The 19,129-nt window shown below is 68.0% G+C and carries 18 protein-coding genes; 11 read left to right on the forward strand and 7 right to left on the reverse strand.

Going from position 1 to position 19,129, the window contains the following annotated elements; all coding sequences use genetic code 11:
- Positions 1-193 precede the first annotated feature (193 nt).
- From ASE10_RS11415 to ASE10_RS11440, 6 genes are all read left to right on the forward strand, one after another.
- Entirely contained in the window at positions 194-838 is a 645-nt protein-coding gene (locus ASE10_RS11415; RefSeq protein WP_082575427.1) for a class I SAM-dependent methyltransferase, read from the forward strand.
- A gap of 84 nt (positions 839-922) precedes the next feature.
- Entirely contained in the window at positions 923-1,774 is an 852-nt protein-coding gene (locus tag ASE10_RS11420; RefSeq protein ID WP_055908825.1) for a class I SAM-dependent methyltransferase, read from the forward strand.
- Positions 1,775-1,806: 32 nt separating this feature from the next.
- Entirely contained in the window at positions 1,807-2,580 is a 774-nt protein-coding gene (locus tag ASE10_RS11425) for a class I SAM-dependent methyltransferase (protein WP_055908822.1), read from the forward strand.
- An 82-nt stretch (positions 2,581-2,662) separates the two neighbouring features.
- Entirely contained in the window at positions 2,663-3,286 is a 624-nt protein-coding gene (locus tag ASE10_RS20760) for a hypothetical protein (protein WP_055908819.1), read from the forward strand.
- Between the two features lie 86 nt (positions 3,287-3,372).
- On the forward strand, positions 3,373-4,344 hold the full coding sequence (locus ASE10_RS11435; protein ID WP_055908816.1) for a phytanoyl-CoA dioxygenase family protein: 972 nt from the start codon (positions 3,373-3,375) through the stop codon (positions 4,342-4,344).
- A gap of 282 nt (positions 4,345-4,626) precedes the next feature.
- The gene (locus ASE10_RS11440; RefSeq protein WP_055908812.1) at positions 4,627-6,921 is read left to right on the forward strand and encodes a reprolysin-like metallopeptidase; all 2,295 of its coding nucleotides are present in this window, start codon (positions 4,627-4,629) and stop codon (positions 6,919-6,921) included.
- 95 nt (positions 6,922-7,016) lie between these two features.
- Here the strand turns inward: ASE10_RS11440 and ASE10_RS11445 are convergent, their stop codons facing one another.
- From ASE10_RS11445 to ASE10_RS11455, 3 genes are all read right to left on the reverse strand, one after another.
- Positions 7,017-7,955 (reverse strand): electron transfer flavoprotein subunit alpha/FixB family protein, encoded by a 939-nt coding sequence (locus ASE10_RS11445; RefSeq protein ID WP_055908807.1) that lies wholly within the window; start codon positions 7,953-7,955, stop codon positions 7,017-7,019.
- Complete coding sequence (locus ASE10_RS11450) at positions 7,955-8,701, reverse strand: electron transfer flavoprotein subunit beta/FixA family protein (protein ID WP_055908804.1); 747 nt, start codon at positions 8,699-8,701, stop codon at positions 7,955-7,957. The genes ASE10_RS11445 and ASE10_RS11450 overlap by 1 nt, the downstream gene beginning before the upstream one ends.
- Before the next feature lie 187 nt (positions 8,702-8,888).
- Complete coding sequence (locus tag ASE10_RS11455) at positions 8,889-9,689, reverse strand: D-hexose-6-phosphate mutarotase (protein ID WP_056304938.1); 801 nt, start codon at positions 9,687-9,689, stop codon at positions 8,889-8,891.
- Positions 9,690-9,823: 134 nt separating this feature from the next.
- On the opposite strand from ASE10_RS11455, the gene ASE10_RS11460 reads away from it, so the two are divergent.
- Positions 9,824-11,236, forward strand: a complete 1,413-nt coding sequence (locus ASE10_RS11460; RefSeq protein WP_055908797.1) for a mannose-1-phosphate guanylyltransferase/mannose-6-phosphate isomerase — start codon at positions 9,824-9,826, stop codon at positions 11,234-11,236.
- Between the two features lie 34 nt (positions 11,237-11,270).
- On the opposite strand, the gene ASE10_RS11465 is transcribed toward ASE10_RS11460, so the two are convergent.
- Positions 11,271-12,179, reverse strand: a complete 909-nt coding sequence (locus tag ASE10_RS11465; RefSeq protein ID WP_055908794.1) for a hypothetical protein — start codon at positions 12,177-12,179, stop codon at positions 11,271-11,273.
- A 116-nt stretch (positions 12,180-12,295) separates the two neighbouring features.
- Here ASE10_RS11465 and ASE10_RS11470 point away from each other — a divergent pair, with 116 nt between their 5' ends.
- The 3 genes from ASE10_RS11470 to galE are packed head-to-tail and all read left to right on the forward strand — an operon-like array spanning position 12,296 to position 14,738.
- Positions 12,296-13,033 (forward strand): CoA transferase subunit A, encoded by a 738-nt coding sequence (locus ASE10_RS11470; protein WP_055908791.1) that lies wholly within the window; start codon positions 12,296-12,298, stop codon positions 13,031-13,033.
- 55 nt (positions 13,034-13,088) lie between these two features.
- Positions 13,089-13,724 (forward strand): CoA transferase subunit B, encoded by a 636-nt coding sequence (locus ASE10_RS11475; RefSeq protein WP_055908787.1) that lies wholly within the window; start codon positions 13,089-13,091, stop codon positions 13,722-13,724.
- A 39-nt stretch (positions 13,725-13,763) separates the two neighbouring features.
- Positions 13,764-14,738: a UDP-glucose 4-epimerase GalE gene (gene galE, locus ASE10_RS11480; protein WP_157480853.1), complete on the forward strand. Its 975-nt coding sequence runs from the start codon at positions 13,764-13,766 to the stop codon at positions 14,736-14,738.
- Positions 14,739-14,942: 204 nt separating this feature from the next.
- Here galE and ASE10_RS11485 read toward each other — a convergent pair whose 3' ends face one another.
- Positions 14,943-16,589 carry an electron transfer flavoprotein-ubiquinone oxidoreductase gene (locus ASE10_RS11485; protein ID WP_055908780.1) on the reverse strand — a complete coding sequence of 549 codons (1,647 nt, stop codon included), beginning with the start codon at positions 16,587-16,589 and terminating at the stop codon, positions 14,943-14,945.
- A gap of 130 nt (positions 16,590-16,719) precedes the next feature.
- Here ASE10_RS11485 and ASE10_RS11490 point away from each other — a divergent pair, with 130 nt between their 5' ends.
- A complete protein-coding gene (locus tag ASE10_RS11490; RefSeq protein WP_055908777.1) occupies positions 16,720-17,517 on the forward strand; it encodes a 4'-phosphopantetheinyl transferase superfamily protein in 798 nt (265 codons plus the stop codon).
- 7 nt (positions 17,518-17,524) lie between these two features.
- Here ASE10_RS11490 and ASE10_RS11495 read toward each other — a convergent pair whose 3' ends face one another.
- Both ASE10_RS11495 and ASE10_RS11500 read right to left on the reverse strand, forming a co-directional pair.
- Positions 17,525-18,202, reverse strand: a complete 678-nt coding sequence (locus tag ASE10_RS11495) for an ABC-type transport auxiliary lipoprotein family protein (protein ID WP_055908774.1) — start codon at positions 18,200-18,202, stop codon at positions 17,525-17,527.
- Entirely contained in the window at positions 18,199-19,125 is a 927-nt protein-coding gene (locus tag ASE10_RS11500) for an MlaD family protein (RefSeq protein WP_055908772.1), read from the reverse strand. The genes ASE10_RS11495 and ASE10_RS11500 overlap by 4 nt, the downstream gene beginning before the upstream one ends.
- Positions 19,126-19,129: the final 4 nt, after the last annotated feature.

Raw genomic sequence — 19,129 nt, forward strand, 5'->3', positions numbered from 1 at the left:
CGCCGGGAGGTCGCGGACACGCCGTGAAGCGGGCATATTCTGTCGCGATGCACCACACCGGGCCGGTGCCGATGGCGTATATTCGCGGCAGCTCGGGTTGGCATCTGTAGGGCCGGAGCGTCGCCGTCGCGCGCTCCTGCGTATCTGCGCTTCTATGTGGTTTCTTTGAATATTTTCTGCGCTAACTAGAGAAATGGGAAAGACTATGTCGGATCTTAAATCGTCGGTCGAAGTTGTCGGTGAACCGTGGAAGGAAAGCCAGTACTACGCGGATGCGGAACGCTGGACTTTCATGTTCTGGAACTCGGATCATCTGTTCCGTCCCTACTTCGATCGTCTCGACCTGGATAACGTGGTCGAGCTCGCGTGCGGCCATGGCCGTCACTCCGAGATGGTCGCGCCGATGGCGAGGCAGCTCACGCTGATGGACATCCATGAGGAGAACCTCGAGGTTTGCCGTCGCCGTATGGAGCGCTTCGAGGGCGTCCAGGTCATTCGCAACAACGGCTACGATTTCCAGCCGCTGGAAGCGGAGAGCGCCACCGCGATCTTCTGCTACGACGCGATGGTCCATTTCAGCCCCGATCTGGTGGCGTCCTATTTGCGCGACTCGGCGCGGATCCTGAAGTCCGGCGGCATGGCGCTGTTCCACCACTCCAACTACGACGCCGATCCGAGTCAGCATTACGGCATGAATCCGCATGCGCGCAACAAGATGACGATGGAAACCTTCCATCGCTACGCCGCCGAGGCGGGCCTGGAAGTGGTTCAGTCGACCACGCTCGATTGGGGCGATGCGCGCGATCTGGACGGTCTGACGCTGGTGCGCAAGCTCTGAGTCGGAACGGCGGCGGGCTTCGCCTGCGGCCGTGAGCCATAGGCGGCTGCGCGCCGCTCCATTTTCTGCAGAACGAGACTATTCATGGAACATATCGGCGGTAACGAGAATGCTTGGCTGGGCACCCTGATCCAAAGCCTGGAGTCCACTCAGGTCAGCCCTCTGGGCGAAAAGCTGCCGGCGTTCCCGACCGAAGAGCTGCAGCGCAACACCACCGGCCTGTCGTCGGAGGCCGCGCTGCGCCAGGCCCACGCGTTCTACGAGAACGTGGTCGATGCTGCGGGCCGCATCGGCCTGCCGCTGGACCGCAATACCCGCGCGCTCGACTTCGGCTTCGGCTGGGGTCGCATCTCGCGGGTGTTCATGGAGCACCTGAGCGTCGAGAACATCCACGGCCTGGACGTCGATCCGTGGTTCGTCGACGTCACCCGCGATCTGTTCCAGTCGTCGCGCTTCGAGGTCTGTACGCCGTTCCCGCCGACCCGGCACGCCGATGCGTCGTTCGACCTGATCTACTCGTACTCGGTGTTCTCGCACCTGTCCGAGGCCGCGTGCCAGGCCTGGATGCAGGAGTTCGCGCGCATTCTCAAGCCGGGCGGGATGGTCGCGTTCACCACGCGCCACGAAACCTTCTTCGACTACTGCGCCTGGTGCAAGGAGCAGGATCCGGTGGCGGCGCCGTACGCGGCTGCGCTCGGCTCGCTGTTCCCGGACCTGGACGCGGCGCGCGCCGCTTACCGCGAAGGCCGCATCGTGCACGCTTCGTCGGCCGGTGTCGGTGGTGGCGGACCGCGCGACGAGAGCTTCTACGGCGAGACCTGGATTCCGGAAGCCTACGCGCGTACGCAGTTCGGCGACCAGTTCGAATTCGTCGCCGGCTACTTCGATGGTGCGAAGTACGACCAGGCTTGTTTCGCGCTCAAGCGCAAGGGCTGATCCATAAAAGGCGAGCTCGACAGGGAGCGTCCATGTACAACCTCGATTTGATCAACAAGTGGGTCAGCGAATACAACGCAGCACCGATCGACGCGGAAATCGCTCCGAACGATCTGATGAATAACCAGTGGTATTTCGAGGTGGGACGCAGTGCGATCGAGGTGATCCTCGCGGGGATCATGTCGAGCTATCTGCATCGGGTGGATCGCGTTCTGGATCTGCCCTGCGGCCACGGCCGGGTGCTGCGGCACCTGGTCCGGATGTTTCCGCAGGCGCAGTTCCATGCCTGCGACCTGGATACCGACGGCGTCGCTTATTGCGCGCAGCGCTTCAACGCGACGCCGGTGGTGTCCAAGCCGGAACTGACCGAGGTCGACTTCGGGACCGAGTTCGAACTGATCTGGGTCGGTTCCTTGTTCACCCATGTCGCGGAAGAGCAGTCGGCGCGCTGGCTGGCGCATCTGGCGCGATTCCTGGCGCCGAACGGCATCATCGTGGCCACGATGCACGGACGCTGGTGCGAGCAGGTCCATCAGCGCTCGCCGTATCTGGGGGCCGAAAAGTGGGCTCAGGTGATGGACGGTTACCGCGAACGCGGTTATGGCTACAGCGACTACGCGCCGGCGGAATCGAGCCAGTATGTGCCCGGCAACTACGGCGTATCGCTGGCCAAGCCGCACGCGATGTTGCGGATGATCGAACAGATTCAGGGTGTGCGCATATTCAGCTACATCGAGCGTGCGTGGGCCGACCATCAGGACGTGATCGTTTTCGGCCGCCCCGGTTACGACGCCCCCTGGGGCTGAGGCACAGGGTATCGACGGTCCATCACGAAGCACATGCAAAACTAGGCCTTACGACGGCCGGTAACCGGAGACAGTGAAGACAATGAGCAAGAAGTTCGCAGTGGGTCTGGGCAGCGCGATCGCGTTTATGGCCTTGGGCACCGGTTGTTGGAAGGACAGCAGCTCCGACGCGGCCAAGACCGAGCCGGCAGCGGCCCCGGCCGCCACTGCGCCCGAGACGCCGGCCGCCGTCGCGCCGGCCGCCGCACCGGCCGCCGCACCGGCGAAGCCGGCCAAGGCCGATCCGGTGGCCGCCGCCGACCTCAAGGCCGGTTTGGCTGCGCTCACTCCGCGCATCGTCGCCACCGTCGACGGCTACCAGAAGGTCGAGCCGCGTCAGGACGATCGTTTCGCCATGCATCCGGACGCCGGCAAGAGCGCTAGCATCGAGTTCGACGTCAAGGGACTGCAGTCGCTGACCCTGTCGCCCTACATGGCCGATTTCAGCAGCGTCGCCGACTGCGACGGCAATCCGCAAGCGGGCGTGGTGCGCATGCGCTGGAGCCTGGACGGCGGTGCGAGCAACGACGTCGCCGTCGATCGCACCTACGCTGCGACGATCAACGTCGATGTCAGCAAGGCTTCGCGACTGAAGATCGAGGCGGACGAGGGCAACGGTGTGCCTTATTGCGATTGGTTCGGCGTCGGCATCGTAAACGTCAAGTAACAGCGTCATGGGCGCCGTCGTAAGCGGCGGCGCCGGTTCGACCGGGCGGGCTTCCCTCCCGTGACTATGGATATACGGAGTTTGTAATGGCGGTGATCGGAAAGAACGAGTGGATGGCGTCGCGACCGTGGATCGATCAGGACGATCCCGATTTCAAGCGTTTTCTCGACAAGCATTCCGAGGCTTGCGATTTCGACCTCGAGCAGAAGCTAAAGGATTGGAAGCGCGACGGCATCGTTATTTTCGAGAACGTTGTGGATCCGCAGCTGATCGACGCGTTCTTCGGCGATATCGATTATCTGCGCAAGCATCACCTGGATTTCGATCTGCTCGCCGAGTTCAAGGCCAAGCAGGGGCACGTTCGCGATTTCAGCGCCGCCGAACTCGAGTCGGACGGCGTCAAGTTCAACAGCATCCATACCATTTCCTACGCCGCCGCCAAGCTCAGCCTGACCCGCGAGCTGATGCAGTTCTTGAGCGCGGTGTTCGACGATGCGCCCTGCGCGACCCAGTCGCTGACTTTCTATAAAGGCAGTCAGCAGCCGATCCACATCGATTACCCGTACGTGCGCACGCAGACCAAGCTCGCGCATCTGGCGGCGAGCTGGATTCCGCTGGAAGACATCAGCCCCGATTCCGGGCCGTTGGCCTACTACCCGGGCTCGCATCAGGTCGAAGTATCGGACTTCTTCGACTGGGGTGACGGCTCGATCCTGCTCGAGGCCGACAGCGTCAAGGACCCCGGCCAGTTCGCCGAGTACCTGTACGCGCGGATGCGCGAGATGAAGGTGGAGCCGCGGGTTTTCCTGCCGCGCAAGGGCGATGCCCTGATCTGGCACGGCAACCTCGCGCACGAGGGCACCGCGATCCGCAACCAGGCGCTGACGCGGATGTCGTACGTGACCCACTACACCTCGCTGGGCGCCTACCCGCAGGCTTTCCTCAAGCCGGGCGCTCCCGAGCAGGGCGTGATCTGCGCGGAGAACGGCGGCTATATCTTCGAGTATTCCTGGCAGGATCAGCTCAAGCAGTTGCCGAGCATCGCATTGCGCCGCTGAGGCGCTGTAACCGGTTCCCGGGGCTTGCTGAGAGACCCTGGGCCGGCCCCTGCCTCTCGACGGTAGCCAGGGCCATTCAGATAGCTGGCGCGCTCGGAAACGGCCCGTCGACCGGCCCCCCGTATCGGCGCGGTTTGCTGCTTCCGTCGCATTGACTCGCGGATTTTGGCGCTATTCTTGTGCCGAAGCCCGGCGCACACGGCGCGCGGGCCAAACCTCGGGGTAAACACCGTGCGACATCTAGTATTGGCCGTCACCCTGCTTGGCCTTGCGGCCTGCAGCATGGACCCCGCCGAGACCGGCAAGGACACGTCGAGCGGCGCGCGCAGCGATGCTCGAAATACCGGATCGCAGCCGCAGCGCGCCCAGGTCGCGCGGACCGTGCGCTTCGCCCCGCAACCGGCGCGCGCCGGCTACGCCAAGCTCGCCGATACCGGCGTGCTGCTGGGCTACGACCGCCGCAGCGCGATTCGTCGCGAAGGCGCCTACACCTCCTACCCGGTCAGCATCAGCGAAGATCACGCGATGCGGGCGATCGCCGACGGCCAGATGGTCGTTACCGCGCCCGATGGCCGCAAGCTGCAGCTGAACTACGAACGCCACATCGAACATGCCGATGGCAACTGGACCTGGGTCGGCCGCCTGGACGGCGCCGGCGTCGGCGACGAAGCCATCATCACCTTCGGCGAAAAGGCCGTGTTCGGCGTGGTCCCGGAAGGCAACGGCAACAACCTGCGCCTGACCATGGCCCAGGGCCGCTCCTGGTTCGTCAGCACCGACCGCAGCAAGCTGCCCGGTTCGCACGATGTCGCCGGCGCCGAGCCGGACTACTTCGTCCCGCCGTCGTTGGCCAGTTCGATCGGCACCAGCTCCGGCCCCATGACCGCAGCCGCGGGCGCCGAGCCGGCCGCCACGGCGGCCACCACCGTCGACGTGCTGCTCGGCTATACCACCGGCCTGGCGGCATCGCTGGGCGGCGAGTCGCAGGCGGTCACCCGTCTGAACAACGTGGTCGACGTCACCAACCAAGCCTATATCAACAGCCAGGTCCCGGCGACCCTGCGTCTGGTCGGCACCTTGCAGGTCAACTATCCGGACGCGACCGACAACGGCGACGCGCTGGAGAAGCTGACCGGCTACAAGGGCGGCACCGGTACGATTCCGGTCGACCCGGCCTTTACTACCTTGCGCACGCTGCGCGACCAGATCGGCGCCGACCTGGTGTCGCTGGTGCGCAAGTTCCGCACCCCCGAAAACGACGGCTGCGGCATCGCCTGGTTGATCGGCGGCGGCGGTACCGGCATCGACAACAGCGACAGCCCGTTCGGCTATTCGGTGGTCAGCGACGGCAACGACCTCGACGAAGGCGACAACAAGACCTACTTCTGCCGCGACGAAACCCTGGCCCACGAGCTGGGCCACAACATGGGCCAGGCGCACAACCAGGAAGACAGCAGCAGCACCGGTGCGCACGTCTATTCCTACGGCTATCGCGAGACTTCGACTAGCGGTTTCTACACCGTCATGGCCTACCGCCTGCCCGGCAGCAGCCAGGTCGCGATCCGCTACTTCGCCAACCCGAACATCAGCTACCAGGGACGTCCCACCGGCGTCGCCAACCAGTCCGACAATGTGCGCAGCATGACGCTCACGATGCCGATCGTCGCCGGATTCCGCGCCAGCGTGATCCCGAGCAATCCGAGCCGTGCGCGCAACGACATGGACGGCAACGGCAAGTCGGATCTGGTGTGGTGGAACCAATCGCTGGGCGCGCTCGCCTACTGGAGCATGAACGGCACCACGATCGCCAGCGGCTACAACCAGGGATTGAGCCCGACCCTGACGCCGGCCACGATCGGCCGTTCGACGGCCAGCGGCCGAGCCGACATCCTGATGCGGCGCAGTTCCGACCGCATGCTGTTCTCGTATCAGTCGCAGGCGGCGGGCTTCGTTCCGTTCACCATCGGCCAGTATCCGGACGGCTGGGTGGTGGCCGGGCAGGGCGACATCGACGGCGACGGCAAGGACGACATTTTCTGGCGTCAGCCGCAGGCCGGTTATTTCGCGTACTGGCTGATGGACGGCCCGACCTACAAGGGCGGCCAGAGCTACACGCCGCCCGCGGACTACCTGATCGCCGCGATCGCCGACTTCAACGCCGACGGCAAGGTCGACATCATCTGGAACTCGCCGAGCACGCGCACCATGTCGATGTGGCTGAGCGCGGGCTCCGGATTCACCGTCGCCCAGATCGGTCAGTACAGCGCGGATTGGACGCTGGTCAGCGCGGTCGACGTGACCGGCGACGGCAAGGCCGATCTGATCTGGCGCAATGCCGCCAATACCTACATGGCTTACTGGCGCATGGACGGTGCCAGCTATATGGGTTCCTTCGCCCAGGGCACGCCGACCAACTTTACCTTCGCGACCAGCGGCGACTACAACGGCGATGGTTTCGGCGACCTGATCTGGCTGCGTCCGAGCGACCGCGGCTTGTTCATGTGGATCGGCACCGGCACCGGCTTCAATCAGGCCCAGGTCGGCCAGTACGCCGCGGACTGGACCTTGCAGCCTTGATCCGCGCTCGCGTTCCGCGCCGTCCATGGCGCGCAACCGGTGCAACAAAAAAGGCCGCCCTCGGGCGGCCTTTTTCGTGATTCAGGCGTTAGCGATCACAGCGCCTTTTCGAGCTCCGGCAACAACGCGAACAGATCGCCGACCAGACCGATGTCGGCGATCTCGAAGATCGGCGCGTCGCCGTCCTTGTTGATCGCGACGATGGTGCCCGCGTCCTTGATGCCGGTCAGGTGCTGGATCGCGCCGCTGATGCCGATCGCGACGTACAGCTCCGGGGCGATGATCTTGCCGGTCTGGCCGACCTGGAGCTCGTTGGGCACGTAGCCGGCGTCGACCGCGGCGCGCGAGGCGCCGACGGCGGCGCCGAGCTTGTCGGCGAAGTCGTAGATGATCTTGAAGTTCTCGGCCGAGCCGACGCCGCGGCCGCCGGAGACGACGCGCTTGGCGCTTTGCAGGTCGGGGCGGTCGGACTTGCCGGCGGCCAGGCCGACGAAGCGGGTGTGGCTCGGCAGGGTCGCCTCGGCGGTGGCCGCTTCGACCGCTGCGCTGCCGCCCTTGCCGGCTTCCGGCCAGGACGCGGTGCGCACGGTGGCGACGACGGTGTGATCGGCCGGGGCCTCGACGGTGATGATGGCGTTGCCGGCGTAGATCGGACGCTTGAAGGTGTGGCTGCCTTCGACGGCCATGACGTCGGAGACCTGGGCCACGCCCAGCAGGGCGGCGACGCAGGGCAGCAGATCCTTGCCGAAGGTGGTCGAAGGGCCGAACACGTGGCTGTAGCCGGAAGCGAGCGCGGCCACCTGCGGCGCCAGCACTTGCGCGATCGCGTCGGCGTTGGCGGGGTTAGCCACGGTCAGCACGCGCGCGACGCCGGCGATCTGCGCGGCCTCGGAGGCGATCCCGGCCGGGTCGGCGGCCAGCACCACCACGTCGATGGCGTCGGGCTTCAACGCCTGCGCCGCGGACACGCACTTGGCGGTCGAGGCGTTGAGCTTGCCGCCCAGGTGTTCGGCAACGATCAGAACCTTGCTCATCACAGCAACCCCTTCTGCTTCAGTGCGGCGACCAGTTCGGCCGCGTCCTTGACCATCACGCCGCGGCTGCGCTTCGGCGGCGGCGCGTAGTGGGTGGTCTTGAGGGTGTCGCCGGTGTCGACGCCGAGGTCGGCGAACGGGATCGACTCCAGCGGCTTGCTCTTGGCCTTCATGATGTCCGGCAGCTTGATGAAGCGCGGCTCGTTGAGGCGCAGGTCGGTGGTGACCACGGCCGGCAGGTCGACTTCCAGCGTTTCCAGGCCGGCGTCGACTTCGCGGGTGACGGTGGCCTTGCCGTCGGCAACTTCGAGCTTGGACGCGAAAGTCGCCTGCGGGCGGCCCCACAGCGTGGCCAGCATCTGGCCGGTCTGGTTGGCGTCGTCGTCGATCGCCTGCTTGCCCAGGATCACCAGGTCCGGCTGTTCCTTCTCGATCAGCTTGAGCAGGGCGCGCGCGGCGGTCAGCGGCTGGATCGGCTGGTCGCTGACGACGTGGATGGCGCGGTTCGCGCCCATCGCCAGGCCGTTGCGCAGGTGCGCCTGGGCGTCGGCGGGGGCGATCGTGGCGACCACGACCTCGGTCGCGATGCCCTTGTCGCGCAGCCGCAGCGCTTCTTCCAGGGCGATTTCGTCGAAGGGATTGGCCGACAGCTTGACGCCGTCGGTGACCACGCCGGAGCCATCCGGCTTGACCTGAATGCGGACGTTGTAGTCCACCACGCGCTTGTAGCCGACGAGGATCTTCATCGTGCGGGGGTTCCTTGGGGGTGCCCGTTGGGAGGTGCGCGGCCCGGGGGCCGAGAACCGCCAATTCTAACGGAGACCGTGAGTGGGCGCAGGAGGGGCCGATGTCCGCGGCAGGGCCGGGCGAGGTCGAACGGCGCTCAGCTTGCAGCCAACGTGCGGTCATCCATACGGATCGAGGCGTCGGCGTCTAGTCCTCGACGGTCAGGATCTGGCGCCCGCTCCAGCTCGCGCCCGCCGCCAGCGACACCGGCATCGCGGCGGCGGCCGCTTCCACGCAGACGAAGCGGGCGTGCTCGCCGGCGCCGAGGTCGGCCAGGCGGGCGGCGAGCGCGGCGCCGGGGTTCCAGACCACGGTGTCGGGGAAACCCTCGGCGTCGATGCGCAGACGGCGACCGACTGCGTCCAGCCGCAGCCCGCCGGCGACGCCGGGGTAGAGCCGGTCGAGTTCGCTTTCGAAGCGCAGGGCGGCCTCGTGTTGGACGCCGGATTCGCCATCGCGAGTGGCGTCGGAATACTCACGGCCGCCCAGTCCTTGCAGCCGGACCACGGCCAGATCGTCCACGCCCAGGTAGGTGTGCAGCGCGGCGGTGAACGCGAACGGCTCGGCGCCGGTGTTGTCCACGCGCAGGGCGATCGCCAGCGAGTCCGCGCCCAGCTCGACCGTCAGTTCGGCCTGAAACCGATGCGGCCAGGCCGCGTGGTCGGCCGCGTCATCGCGCAACCCGAAGCGCCCGTCGCCCGCATGCGTCCACTCGCGCAGGCGCGCGAAGCCGTGGCGCAGGCCGGGGCCGCGATCGGAAAACTGCGGAAAGATCACCGGCACGCCGCCGCGGATCGCCTGGCCGGGCGCGTAGTTCGCACGCGGGCTCAGGTACAGCCGTTCGCGGCCGCCGCAGATCCACGACAGGACCTGGCCGCCGTAGCGGCTGACCAGCGCGCTGGCCCCGTCCGCGCCGTGCAGCCGCACCGGCTCGCCGTGGCCGTTCACGCCGCCTCCGCGTCGCCGCGCCGAGGCTGCGTGACTGCCGCCTGAGCGCGGTGGGCACCGGCGACGGCGGCGACCGGCCGACGCACGTCCGCGATCCGGTACCCTTCACGGCGTAACCCCAGTGCGGAGTCGAAATGCTTCACCCGGTCATCCTCAGCGGCGGTAGCGGAACCCGATTGTGGCCGCTTTCGCGACAGAACCAACCCAAGCAGTTCCTGTCGCTGGTCGGGGACCATTCGCTGTTCCAGGAAACCGTATTGCGCGCCAATGCGCTGCCCGACGCGCAGCCGCCGATCACGGTCTGCGCCGACGACCACCGTTTCATGGTCGGCGAGCAGTTGCAGGCGATCGGCGTGCGCAGCGGCGGCATCCTGCTGGAGCCGGTCGCGCGCAGCACCGCGCCGGCGATCGCGGCCGCGGCGCTGCATGCGCTGGCCGGCGACCCCGAAGCGCTGCTGCTGGTGATGCCGGCCGACCATCTGATCGAGGACGAGGCGGCGTTCCGCGATGCGGTCGCCGCGGCGATGCGCCTGGGCGACGAGCACTGGCTGGTCGCGTTCGGCATCCGTCCGGACTACGCCGAAACCGGCTACGGCTACATCCTGCGCGGCGAGGCCCTGGGCGCCGACGGCTACCGCATCGAGCGTTTCGTCGAGAAACCCGACCAGGCCACCGCCGAGCGTTACCTGGCCGAAGGCACCTACGCCTGGAATTCGGGCATGTTCCTGTTCCGCGCGCGCAGCTATCTGGACGAACTGGCGCGGCTGGCGCCGGCGATCCACGCCGCCGCAGTCGCCGCGTTCGCCAGCGCCGGCACCGATCTGGATTTCCTGCGCCTGGGCCAGGACGCGTTCGCGGCCAGCCCCAGCGATTCGATCGACTACGCGGTGATGGAGAAGACCGATCGCGCCGCGGTGGTGCCGGTGAGCTGCGGCTGGAGCGACATCGGTTCCTGGTCGTCGCTATGGTCGGTGGCCGAACGCGACGCCGACGGCAACCGCCACGAAGGCGACGTGATCTCGCTCGATACCCGCGACAGCCTGGTGCGGGCATCCGACCGGCGCATGATCGCGACCATCGGCGTCGAGGACCTGGTGATCGTCGACACCGCCGATGCGACCCTGGTCGCGCGCAAGGACCGCGTGCAGGACGTCAAGATCATCGTCGACCAGCTCAAGGCCGCCGGCCGGCAGGAGCACCTGTTCCACCGCAAGGTCTATCGGCCGTGGGGCAGCTACGATTCGATCGGCGTCGGCGAGCGTTTCCAGGTCAAGAAGATCGTGGTCAAGCCCGGCGCCGCGCTCAGCCTGCAGAAGCACCAGCACCGCGCCGAGCATTGGGTCGTGGTCTCGGGCGTGGCCGAAGTCACCTGCGACGACAAGGTGTTCGAGCTGCGCGAGAACGAGAGCACCTATATTCCGCGCGGCAGCGTGCACCGTCTGCGCAACCTCGGCAGCGAGCCGGTGGAACTGATCGAAGTGCAGTCCGGCGGCTATCTGGGCGAGGACGATATCGTCCGCCTCGAGGACGTGTACGGGCGCTCCTGAGGCGCCCGCTCGGATCGCCGATGCGTCGTCGCGCTCAAGGCGCGGAGAGCCGGGCCTGCAGGCTCGCGACGAAACGGTCGGCGCTGCCCTGCGCATACGGGAAGAACAGCGAAGGCTCGCACAGCTCCAGTTCCAGCAGCTGCGGCCTGCCGTCGCCGTCGCGGATCAGGTCGACGCGCGCGTAGGGCAGGGGCGCATCCAGTTGCAGCGCGTCGTGCGCGGCGGCGAGTACGGCCTGCGCGAGCGCGCGTTCGTCCTCGCCGGGCTCGCGCGCGACGATCTGCTCGGGCGCGAACAGCGCTTCGGTGGCGCCGGTGTCGGGGCGCAGCAGCGCGCCCTTGCGGATCGCGTGGCTGTAGACGCCGTCGAAATAGAGCAGGGCGGTCTCGCCGTCGCGATCGACCGAGGCCAGGTAGGGCTGCAACAGCACGCTGCGGCCGGCGTCGAGCAAGCGCGCGATATGGTTGGCGGCGGCGAATTCCTGGGCGCGCGCATACCGTTGCGTATCGCGCGAGCCGGCGCTGACCGTGGGCTTGACCACGAACTCGGCGGCGTCGGCATGCATCGACAGGAAGGCCTGCAGCGCCGGCAGCGGTTCGGCCTCGGGTTCGACGAAGGCGCTGGGCACCACCGCCACGCCGCGCTCGGCCAGCGCGGCGAGGTAGTGCTTGTCGGTGTTCCAGCGCACCACCGGCAGCGGGTTGAGCAGGCGCGACTGCGCGGCCACGCGCTCGCACCAGGCCAGAAACTCCGGCAGGCGTTCGGTGTAATCCCAGGGCGAACGCAGCAGCGCGGCGTCGTAACGGGTCCAGGCCACGCTGGGGTCGTCCCAGGCGCGGACCTCGGCGGCCAGCCCGGCGCGGGCGCAGGCTTCGATCAACGGCACCATATCCGTGTCCGTTCCGGTCGCGGCGATGGCGGTGACGAGGGCGATTTTGCTCATGGGCCGAGTCTAACGTCGGGCCACACCGCGGGACGAGTGACCATTGCCCTAAGGTCCGGTGGGGGCCGGCGGCCGGGCGCGCTAAACTGCGCCTATCCCGCAAAGGAGTTTCCCCCATGGCCGAGGCCATTGCCGCGACGCGCAGCGCCGGCGACGCGAAGAACAAGGTGTTCCCCAATGCCGAGGCAGCGCTGCACGGACTGGTCGCCGACGGTCAGACGCTCGCGGTCGGCGGCTTCGGCCTGTGCGGCATTCCCGAGGCGCTGATCGCGGCCCTGCGCGACAGCGGCGTCAAGGGCCTGACCGCGATCTCCAACAACGCCGGCGTCGACGGTTTCGGCCTCGGCCTGCTGCTGGAGACGCGCCAGATCCGCAAGATGATTTCGTCCTACGTCGGCGAGAACAAGGAATTCGAACGCCAGTTCCTGTCCGGCGAACTCGAACTCGAGTTCAACCCTCAGGGCACCTTGGCCGAACGCCTGCGCGCCGGCGGCGCAGGCATCCCGGCCTTCTTCACCCGCACCGGTTACGGCACCGTGGTCGCCGACGGCAAGGAGACGCGCGAGTTCGACGGTCACCATTACGTGATGGAAACCGCGCTCAAGGCCGACGTCTCGCTGGTCAAGGCCTGGAAGGCCGACAAGGCCGGCAACCTGGTGTTCCGCAAGACCGCGCGCAACTTCAATCCGGCCTGCGCGATGGCCGGCCAGGTCTGCGTGGCCGAAGTCGAGGAAATCGTCGAGATCGGCGCGATCGATCCCGACCACGTCCATCTGCCCGGCATCTACGTCGACCGCATCGTGCTCAACGCGACGCCCGAAAAGCGGATCGAGCAGCGCACCGTGCGCGCCTGAGCGGCGCCCGGTAATCCGACGACTCGACGCTTACGACACTTTCAAGGAATTCGACATGGCTTGGACCCGCGATCAAATGGCGCAGCGCGCCGCGCAGGAACTCACCGACGGCGCCTACGTCAACCTCGGCATCGGCCTGCCGACGCTGGTGGCCAACTTCATTCCCGAGGGCATGGACGTGTGGCTGCAGTCCGAGAACGGCCTGCTCGGCATCGGCCCGTTTCCGACCGAGGCCGAGGTCGACGCCGACCTGATCAACGCCGGCAAGCAGACCGTGACCGCGCGCGCCGGCGCCAGCTATTTCGGCAGCCACGACAGCTTCGCGATGATCCGCGGCGGTCACATCGATCTGGCGATCCTGGGCGCGATGCAGGTCACCGACAAGGGCGACCTGGCCAACTGGATGGTGCCCGGCAAGATGGTCAAGGGCATGGGCGGCGCGATGGACCTGGTCGCCGGCGTCAAGCGCGTGGTGGTGCTGATGGAGCACAGCGCCAAGAACGGCGAGCACAAGATCCTGCCCGAATGCACGCTGCCGCTGACCGGCCTGGGCGTGGTCAACCGCATCATCACCGAACTGGCGGTGATGGACGTCACCGCCGACGGCCTGGTGCTGGTGGAATCCGCGCCGGGCGTGAGCGAGGACGAGCTGCGCGAGAAGACCGGCGTGGCGTTCAAGCGCGCGGCATGACGATCACGCTCGCGTCGTGTCGCCGCGATGGTTGAATCCATGAACGTGCTGGTCTGCGGTGGCGCGGGCTATATCGGTTCGCACATGGTCCGGCGCCTTGCGGCGGCCGGTCACCAAGTCACGGTGTTCGACAACCTGTCCACCGGGCATCGCGAGGCGGTCGCCGGCGCGGAGCTGGTGGTGGGCGACCTGCTCGATCCGTCGGCGCTGGCGCAGCTGTTCGGCCAGCGCCGCTTCGATGCTGTGGTGCATTTCGCCGCGCGTTCGCTGGTCGGCGAATCGGTGGCGCAGCCGTATCTGTACTACGAGAACAACGTCGTCGGCTCGCTCAACCTGCTGCGCGCGATGCGCGAGGCCGGCGTCGAGCGCATCGTGTTCTCGTCCACCGCCGCGGTGTTCGGCCATCCGGAATGCGAGCCGATCGACGAGGATCATCCGACCCGCCCGATCAATCCCTACGGCGCCAGCAAGCTGATGGTCGAGCGCCTGCTCGCCGACGCCGCGCAGGCCTACGGGCTGCGCTCGGTAAGTCTGCGCTACTTCAACGCGGCCGGCGCCGCGACCGAGGGCGGCATCGGCGAGGCGCACGAGCCGGAAACGCATCTGATCCCGAACGTGCTGCGCAGCGCGCTGGGGCGGGGGCCTGCGCTCAAGGTGTTCGGCACCGACTACCCGACCCGCGACGGCACCTGTGTGCGCGACTATGTGCACGTGGACGATTTGTGCGAGGCGCACCTGGCCGCGCTGAGGTTCATGGGCGAGACCGCCGGCGCGCATCTGTTCAATCTCGGCAACGGCCAGGGCTTCAGCGTGCTGGAAGTGCTGGACGCCGCCGCGCGCGTCGCCGGCGCCAAGATCGACTACGAAACCGCGCCGCGCCGCGCCGGCGATCCGGCGGTGCTGGTGGCCTCCAGCCGCAAGGCGCGCGAGCAATTGGGCTGGTCGCCGCGGCGTACCGATATCGAAGCCATCATCGCCAGCGCCTGGAACTGGCATCGCGCGCCGGCGTATTGAGCATGCCGGCGGTTCGTCCGCCACTCGGTATCGCGATCCCCGGAGTTTGAGTGCGATGCCTCGGCTTGAGTGCGACGGGTATCCATGAGGTATCGGTGGATGCCGGAGCGGAATCGGCCGGCGCGACCCATAGCCAGCCGGCGGTCGCGGCGACCGCCAGCGCCAGGGTCCAAAGCGCGACGCGCGAGCCGCGAATCGGCACGCTCAGAGATTCTGATAATTCGGCCCCGAGCCGCCTTCCGGCGTGACCCAGGTGATGATCTCGTACGGGTCCTTGATGTCGCAGGTCTTGCAGTGCACGCAGTTGGCGGCGTTGATCTGCAGGCGCTTGGCGCTGCTTCCGTCGGCCGCGGCTTCCTCGACGATCTCGTAGACGCCGGCCGGGCAGAAGCGGGTGCAGGGGTTGTCGTATTCCTCGACGCAGCGGGTCACGCAGATCGAAGTGTCGGCGACCTTGAGGTGCACCGGCTGGTCTTCGTCGTGCTCGGTGGCGGCGAAGTAGACGCCGGCCAGGCGGTCGCGCGGCGCCAGCGTGCGGTCGACGTAGTCGCGCTTGGGCTTCTCGGCTTCGCTGAGCTTCTGCAGCGAGGACCAGTCGGGCTTGTTCTTCAGCGTCCACGGCGAGAGTCCGCCGGTGACGGTTTCCCAGGCCGCGTTGAGCATGCCGAACCACAGGCCGCGCTTGAAGGCGGGCTTGATGTTGCGGACCTTCTTGAGCTCGTCCATCGCCGGCGAGGCGCGCAGCTTGGCGTCGTAGCCTTCCGGCGCCAGTTCGGAGGCGGCCAGGTGTTCGGCGGCGAGCATGCCGCTGCGGATCGCCTGGTGGGTGCCCTTGATCTTGGGCACGTTGAGCAGGCCGGCGGTGTCGCCGATCAGCAGCGCGCCGGGCATCTCGACCTTGGGCAGCGACTGCCAGCCGCCGGTGACGATCGCGCGCGCGCCGGCCGAGACCAGGTTGCCGCCTTCGAGCAGGGGCTTCACCGTCGGGTGGTTCTTCCACTGCTGGAAGGCTTCCCAGGGCTTGTACTCGGGATCGCGGTAGTCGAGGCCGCTGACGTAGCCCAGGGCGATGCGGCCCTTGTCCAGGTGGTACAGGAAGCTGCCGCCGTAGGTGCGGTTGTCGGCCGGCCAGCCGAAGCTGTGCACGACCTTGCCCGGCGTGACGCGGTCTTCCGGTACCTGCCACAGTTCCTTGATGCCGATCGAATAGCCCTGCGGATCGCTGTCCGCGTCCAGGCCGAAACGCTTGATCAGGCGCTTGGTCAGGTGCCCGCGCGCGCCCTCGGCGAACACGGTGACCTTGGCGCGGATGTCGATGCCGGGGGTATAGCCGGGCTTGTGCGATTCGTCCTTGGCCACGCCCATGTCGCCGATCCGCACGCCGGCCACGCGGCCCTCGTCGTCGTGCAGGGTCTCGGAGGCGGCGAAGCCGGCATAGATCTCCACGCCCAGGGCCTCGGCCTGCGGCGCCAGCCAGGCACAGGTCGCGCCCAGGCTGACGATCACGTTGCCGTGGTGGTTGTTCATGCCCGGCGGCACCGGCAGGCGGTGCGCGCCTTCCTTGGTCAGCAGCCAGAACTCGTCCTGGGTGACCGGCACGCAGATCGGCGGCGGGTTGTCGCGCCAGTTCGGCAGCAACGCGTCCAGGGGGCCGGTCTCGATCACCGCGCCGGAGATGATGTGGGCGCCGATGGTGCTGGACTTCTCGATCACGCAGACCGAGATCTCCGGGTTGAGCTGCTTGAGGCGGATCGCGAACGACAGGCCGGCCGGACCGGCGCCGACGGTGACGACGTCGTACTCCATGACGTCGCGTTCGACCTGCGCGGGGTTGGGGCTGTGTTCGCTCATGCTGGCTCTCCGCTTGCTGAGGCTGAATTGTCGCGGGTTTGCGCCCTCAGCTCAAAGCCGGGCGTCGCCCGGGCCCGCACGCGCGGCGGCGGCAGTATGCTCGGCGACGTTCCCACCCCGGTGCCTGCGCATGGCCAGCCCTGCCGATCGACCCGCACTGGAACCGCGCACGCCCGGCGGCGACGCCGCGCCGCGGCTGTTCCTGGCCGAGGTCGACGCCGCCCACGATGCCCTCTACGAGGCCCAGCGCGGCTTGCTGGGCGACGACGAGCGCGCGCGCCTGGATCGGCTGCGGATCGACGCGGTACGGCGCGAGGGCCTGGTCGCGCGCCTGCTGGTGCGGCACGCGCTGTCGGCGTGCCGGCCGCGGCCGCCGCAGGACTGGCGTTACGCGCGCGGCGCGTACGGGCGTCCGCGCGCGCTGGCGGCGCCGGGACTGGCGTTCAGCCTGTCGCATTGCGCCGGCCTGGTCGGCTGCCTGGTCGCGCCGGGCGGCCGCGCCGGTCTGGATCTGGAAGTGCGCGGCCGCGAAACCAGCGAGCTGTGGACGACGCACACCCTGGCGGCGGACGAACTGGCCGCGCTGCTGACGCTGGCGCCGGAACGTCGCGGCGATGCCTTCCTGCGCAGTTGGACCTTGAAGGAGGCCTACGCCAAGGCCAGCGGGCGCGGCTTGCGGCTGCCGTTCGGCCGGATCGCGTTCGCGCCCGGTGCCGACGGCGCGCCGCGGCTGCAGCGCAACGGCGCGGCGTCGCCGGCCTGGCGCTTCTGGAGTTTCGGCGTCGACAGCGGCCACGTCGGCGCGATCGCCTTGCGCAGCCGGCGCGTCGGAGACGAAGCGATCGTGGTCGAAACCCTGCCGGCTCTACCCTATCGCGGCGCGGCGGCCGGCCGCGTGCTGCGGCCGACGGATACCTTCGAGGTGTGAGCGCGCCTCAGCGGTGCGCGCTGCGCGGGTGCTCGGCCTGCTCGTGGGCGTTGCCGCTGCTCAGGATCCAGCCGCCGAGGTCGCGGGTGATCGCGGCCAGGGCGCCGTCGAACGCGGCGACCACGTCCGGCACCGCGGTGGTGGACGCGCGCTGGCTCTGCACGAAGGTGCGCGCGGCGGCGATCTTCTGGTCGCTGTTGTGCAGCAGCTTGGCGCTGACTTCGATGGTCGCCGAGGGCAGCGCTTCGCCGTTGCCGTAGTCGGATTCGAAGCGGCGCAGGTCCAGCACCAGCTTGTAGTCGGCGGCGACGCCGCTGCCCTGGCGCGCGACCGCGCCGATCCGGCCCGAGTCCTCGAGCGCGCGCAGCAGCGCGTCCTGCAGCATCTCGCCGGGCGGCTTGGCCCAGCCGGCGGCCTTGTAGACCTGCAGCTCGTTCGGTGCCGGCCGCACCGCGATGCGCAGGCTGTCGATCATGCGCGCGGAGGTCGGCGGGGTCAGCGACAGCTGCCAGTCGGCGTTCGGCCAGGAGGCGTCGGCCTGCACGCGCGGGTCGGGCGCGTACAGGGTCGAGCGCTCCTTGGGCTTGTCGCCCAGGATCGAACAGGCGCTCAGCGTCAGCAGCAGGCTCAGGCCGGCGGCGGCACGCAGCAAGGCATAAGGGCGGGGCAGGGCATGGGAGGTCATTGCGGCTCGAACTCCTTCTGGGCGTCGCGGCCGAGCAGGTAACGGGTCGGATTGCTGTCGATGCGGTCGCTGATGCGGCGCAGGTCGCGCACCAGCACGCGCAGTTCGGCCAGAGTGGGGCCGAGCTGGGCCAGGCCGTCGTTGGCGAAGCTGCTGATCGCGGCGCGGTTGTCGTTGAGGATGCCGTTGGCGCCGTTGGCGGCCGAGTCGAGGCGGGTCAGGGTGCTGTCGAGCTTGGCGATCAAGCCGGGCAGCTTGGCGACCAGTTCGCGGTCGACGTTCTTGACCGCCTGGTTGGTGGTGTCCAAGGTCGCCGACAGCTGTTCGCTGGACTTGCGCGCGTTGACGATCAGCGCGCGCAGATCCTCGCGCTGATCGGCGATCGAGCCGGTCATGGCCTCGATGTTCGACAGCGTGTTCGACACGCGCTTGACGTTCTCGTCGCTGAGCACCTGATCCAGGCGCGCGACCAGGCGATTAGCGGTGTCGGCGATGTTCTGCAGGGCCGAGGCTTCGGTCTGGATCACCGGGATTTCGCGGCGGTCGACGTCGGCCAGCGCCGGGCTGCCGGGGCTGCCGCCGGTGAGCTGGATGATCGGGCTGCCGGTGATGCCGGTCAGCGACAGCTTGGCGCGGGTGTCGGCCTTGATCGGCGCGTCGGCCTGCAGGCGCAACTGCGCGATCACCCGGCGCGGGTCGTCCGGCGCCAGCCGCAGCAGCTTCACGGTGCCGACCGAGATGCCGTTGTATTGCACCGTGCTGCCTTCGGACAGGCCGGTGACGGGCTCGTTGAAGATCACCGCGTACTCGCGCCAGCTCTTCTCCGACGAATACTTGGCCGCCCACAGCGCGAACAGCAGCAGGAACAGCGTCGCGATGATCGTGAACGCGCCGATGAGGACGTAGTTGGCCTTGGTTTCCATCAGG

The organism is Lysobacter sp. Root76 (assembly GCF_001428685.1).
Taxonomy (GTDB): domain Bacteria; phylum Pseudomonadota; class Gammaproteobacteria; order Xanthomonadales; family Xanthomonadaceae; genus Lysobacter.

Coding starts and splice junctions, on each gene's coding strand:
- ASE10_RS11415 (WP_082575427.1), top strand. CDS start 194: ATGGGAAAGACTATGTCGGATCTTAAATCGTCGGTCGAAGTTGTCGGT.
- ASE10_RS11420 (WP_055908825.1), top strand. CDS start 923: ATGGAACATATCGGCGGTAACGAGAATGCTTGGCTGGGCACCCTGATC.
- ASE10_RS11425 (WP_055908822.1), top strand. CDS start 1,807: ATGTACAACCTCGATTTGATCAACAAGTGGGTCAGCGAATACAACGCA.
- ASE10_RS20760 (WP_055908819.1), top strand. CDS start 2,663: ATGAGCAAGAAGTTCGCAGTGGGTCTGGGCAGCGCGATCGCGTTTATG.
- ASE10_RS11435 (WP_055908816.1), top strand. CDS start 3,373: ATGGCGGTGATCGGAAAGAACGAGTGGATGGCGTCGCGACCGTGGATC.
- ASE10_RS11440 (WP_055908812.1), top strand. CDS start 4,627: ATGGACCCCGCCGAGACCGGCAAGGACACGTCGAGCGGCGCGCGCAGC.
- ASE10_RS11445 (WP_055908807.1), bottom strand. CDS start 7,955: ATGAGCAAGGTTCTGATCGTTGCCGAACACCTGGGCGGCAAGCTCAAC.
- ASE10_RS11450 (WP_055908804.1), bottom strand. CDS start 8,701: ATGAAGATCCTCGTCGGCTACAAGCGCGTGGTGGACTACAACGTCCGC.
- ASE10_RS11460 (WP_055908797.1), top strand. CDS start 9,824: ATGCTTCACCCGGTCATCCTCAGCGGCGGTAGCGGAACCCGATTGTGG.
- ASE10_RS11465 (WP_055908794.1), bottom strand. CDS start 12,179: ATGAGCAAAATCGCCCTCGTCACCGCCATCGCCGCGACCGGAACGGAC.
- ASE10_RS11470 (WP_055908791.1), top strand. CDS start 12,296: ATGGCCGAGGCCATTGCCGCGACGCGCAGCGCCGGCGACGCGAAGAAC.
- ASE10_RS11475 (WP_055908787.1), top strand. CDS start 13,089: ATGGCTTGGACCCGCGATCAAATGGCGCAGCGCGCCGCGCAGGAACTC.
- galE (WP_157480853.1), top strand. CDS start 13,764: ATGAACGTGCTGGTCTGCGGTGGCGCGGGCTATATCGGTTCGCACATG.
- ASE10_RS11485 (WP_055908780.1), bottom strand. CDS start 16,589: ATGAGCGAACACAGCCCCAACCCCGCGCAGGTCGAACGCGACGTCATG.
- ASE10_RS11490 (WP_055908777.1), top strand. CDS start 16,720: ATGGCCAGCCCTGCCGATCGACCCGCACTGGAACCGCGCACGCCCGGC.
- ASE10_RS11495 (WP_055908774.1), bottom strand. CDS start 18,202: ATGACCTCCCATGCCCTGCCCCGCCCTTATGCCTTGCTGCGTGCCGCC.
- ASE10_RS11500 (WP_055908772.1), bottom strand. CDS start 19,125: ATGGAAACCAAGGCCAACTACGTCCTCATCGGCGCGTTCACGATCATC.